This is a genomic window from Bradyrhizobium sp. Leo170, from assembly GCF_004296405.1.
GTDB lineage: Bacteria > Pseudomonadota > Alphaproteobacteria > Rhizobiales > Xanthobacteraceae > Bradyrhizobium.
Genome location: NZ_PSRR01000599.1, coordinates 1 through 2,591 on the forward strand (window position 1 = coordinate 1; position 2,591 = coordinate 2,591).

Below are 2,591 nucleotides of genomic sequence, written 5' to 3' on the forward strand. Positions count from 1 at the left end.
TCAGTACGCCGCGGAGAGGGTTGTCCCGGGTTGCGCTGCGCTCCACCCGGGCTACGAGACTACTTGTCGCGCTGCAATTCGTACGCCTTGAGATGCGTATATGCCGTGCGGAGCTTCGGCACGGGAATCTTGGCGGCGTCGGCGCGGGCGACGAGGTCGCCGATCACGTGATCGGCTTCGACCGGCAAGCCGGCCTTGATGTCGCGGAACATCGAGGCGGTCATCGGCGAACCCGCGGCGGTCAGCATGCCCTTGACGCGCTCGAAGAACGGTCCAGCCGGCGCATAGCCTTCGGCGGTCGCCACCGCGCTGCATTCGTCGAGCATGCCGAGCAGGAAATCCTTGCCGCCGGGCGCGGCCAGGATGTTGCCGACGGAGGTGCGCATCAGGCTGGTGGAAGCCGCGAGCGAAGCCAGGAACACCCACTTTTCCCACATGTCCTGCATCACATGATCGCTGGCGGTTGCGCCATTGACGGAGGAAAACACCTCCGCGATCGCGCGCACGCGGTCGGACATCTTGCCGTCGCGTTCGCCGAACGTCAGCGACTGCATCGGCTGAAGCTGCACCACCTCGCGCGCTTCATTGAGCGTTGCCGCAATCGCGCAGAGGCCGCCGAGAACCTGCTCGGCGCCGAATTTCTTGTCGAGCGCGCTCAGATGCAGCATGCCGTTGAGCAGCGGGATGATGGCGGTATTCGGTCCGACCGCCGGTGCGAACGACTTGATGGCATCGTCCAGGTCGAACGCCTTGCAGCTCAACAGCACGACGTCGAATTTCTCGGTCAACTTGTCAGCCTGCACCGTCGGCGGATTCTTCAAGGTCACGTCGCCGTTTGGGCTCTTGATCACAAGCCCGGCAGTCGCGAGTTCGGATGCGCGCTTGGGGCGCACCAAGAACGTAATGTCACGGCCGGCCTGCAGCAGCCGCCCGCCGAAATATCCGCCGATCGCACCGGCGCCGACGACGAGAACGCGCATGGGATGATTCCTTGTTGTTGTTGCTTCGGGGATGGCAGGTGAATGGCGAATGGGGAGTAGCGAATAGGGATGGATGCTTTCCGTCAAGCGAGAATCCCTGGGTAACTACTTCTTCTTCGCTCCTCCGTTCCGGTGGTCCATTCTGTCGCGATCTTCGCGGCACGACACAGTATGATGATGGTCATCATACTGTGTCGTGTCAAATCAAACGCTCGACCGTCTGCTTCCGCCAGACCAGCATGTAATAGGCCATCTGCAGCAGGAACATGGTGCAGAAGGTGATCGGATAGGCGACCCACACCCCCTCGATGCCGATCAGCCGGCTGAGGATGATGGCGGACGGGATCTCGACCAGCATGATCGCGAGGGCGGAGATCAAGAGCGGCATCCAGACCGTGCCGCCGGCGCGCATCGACCCCGAAAACACCGTCGACATCCCGAACAGGACCGAGCTCCACAGCACGATGTGCAGCAGCCCCTGCGCGAGCTCGAGCACGGCGGGGTCGGTGATGAAAAAGCCCATCAGCGTGCGGGAAAACAGATAGCCTAGCGCGGCCAGTCCGCCGGTCAGGATCAGGTTCATCTTCAGCCCGGTGCCGACGATGGCGCCGATCTGGCCGGCTTGGCCGCGGCCGAAGATCGAGACCGAGATCGCGATCGACAGCGCGGGAAACTGCACATAGCTCAAGACCTGGTTGACCGCTCCATAGGCCGCCGTGGCGTTGGAGCCGAAGCCGTTGACGAGGCCGAGCAGCACCAGCTCGGCGAGCGACATCACCACCATGCCGAGCGCTGCGGGAATGCCGAGCCGCAACACGGTTCGCAGCAGCGTGCCGTCCGGCCGCATCGCGCGCAGGAACGCGGCATCGAAAGCCAGCGCATGGCCTCGTCGCCGCAGATAGAGGTGGAGCCATATCAGCGTCAGCAGGCTCGATACCGCCGAGGCCCAGGCGGCGCTGGCGACGCCGAGATGCGGCAGGCCGAGCCAGCCGCGGATCAGCGCCGGCGTCACCACGAGGCCGATGACGGTCGAAATCGCGAGCGCGACCAGCGGCGTGAGCGTGTCGCCGACGCCGCGCAGCATCGAACTGGCCAGGATGAAGGCGAAGGTAAGCGGCATCGTGACCATCATGGTCCGCGCGTAGGACGTGGCGGCATCGAGGATATCGGCCGGTGTGGCGAGCGCGACCAGCAGATCGCGCGTGAACAGCAATGCGAACAGCGCGATGCCAATGGCCAGCAGGAGCGCAACCGTCAGCGTGGTGCCGGCCACCGCCTTGACCTTGTCAGATTGGCCGGCGCCGAAGGCCTGGCCGACCAGCACGGTCGCGCCGGAGCTTAAGCCCATCACGAAGGCGATCAGGAAGAACATCACCGGGAAGAACACCGAGACGGCGGCGAGCGCATCGACCCCGATCATCTGTCCCAGATAGACGCTGTTGATGGTGCCGAACAGCGCCTGCAGGATGTTGCTCAGCATCATCGGCAGCAGGAAGGCGAGGAAGGTCCTCCAGAGCGGCGGCGGCGTGGACATGGGAAGGTACCTGCTAAAGCATGTGGGGTAGTTGATTGAGTCAGTCGGGCCGCGAGTTCACCTCCCCCGCTTGCGGG

At 64.1% G+C, this 2,591-nt stretch carries 2 protein-coding genes; both read right to left on the bottom strand.

Annotation, left to right across the window (positions count from 1 at the left end):
- Positions 1 to 59 precede the first annotated feature (59 nt).
- Entirely contained in the window at positions 60 to 980 is a 921-nt protein-coding gene (gene panE, locus CWO89_RS42945) for a 2-dehydropantoate 2-reductase (RefSeq protein ID WP_130584234.1), read from the bottom strand.
- Positions 981 to 1,179: 199 nt separating this feature from the next.
- On the bottom strand, positions 1,180 to 2,514 hold the full coding sequence (locus CWO89_RS42950) for an MATE family efflux transporter (protein ID WP_130584235.1): 1,335 nt from the start codon (positions 2,512 to 2,514) through the stop codon (positions 1,180 to 1,182).
- Between the last annotated feature and the right edge of the window lie 77 nt (positions 2,515 to 2,591).

Coding starts and splice junctions, on each gene's coding strand:
- panE (WP_130584234.1), bottom strand. CDS start 980: ATGCGCGTTCTCGTCGTCGGCGCCGGTGCGATCGGCGGATATTTCGGC.
- CWO89_RS42950 (WP_130584235.1), bottom strand. CDS start 2,514: ATGTCCACGCCGCCGCCGCTCTGGAGGACCTTCCTCGCCTTCCTGCTG.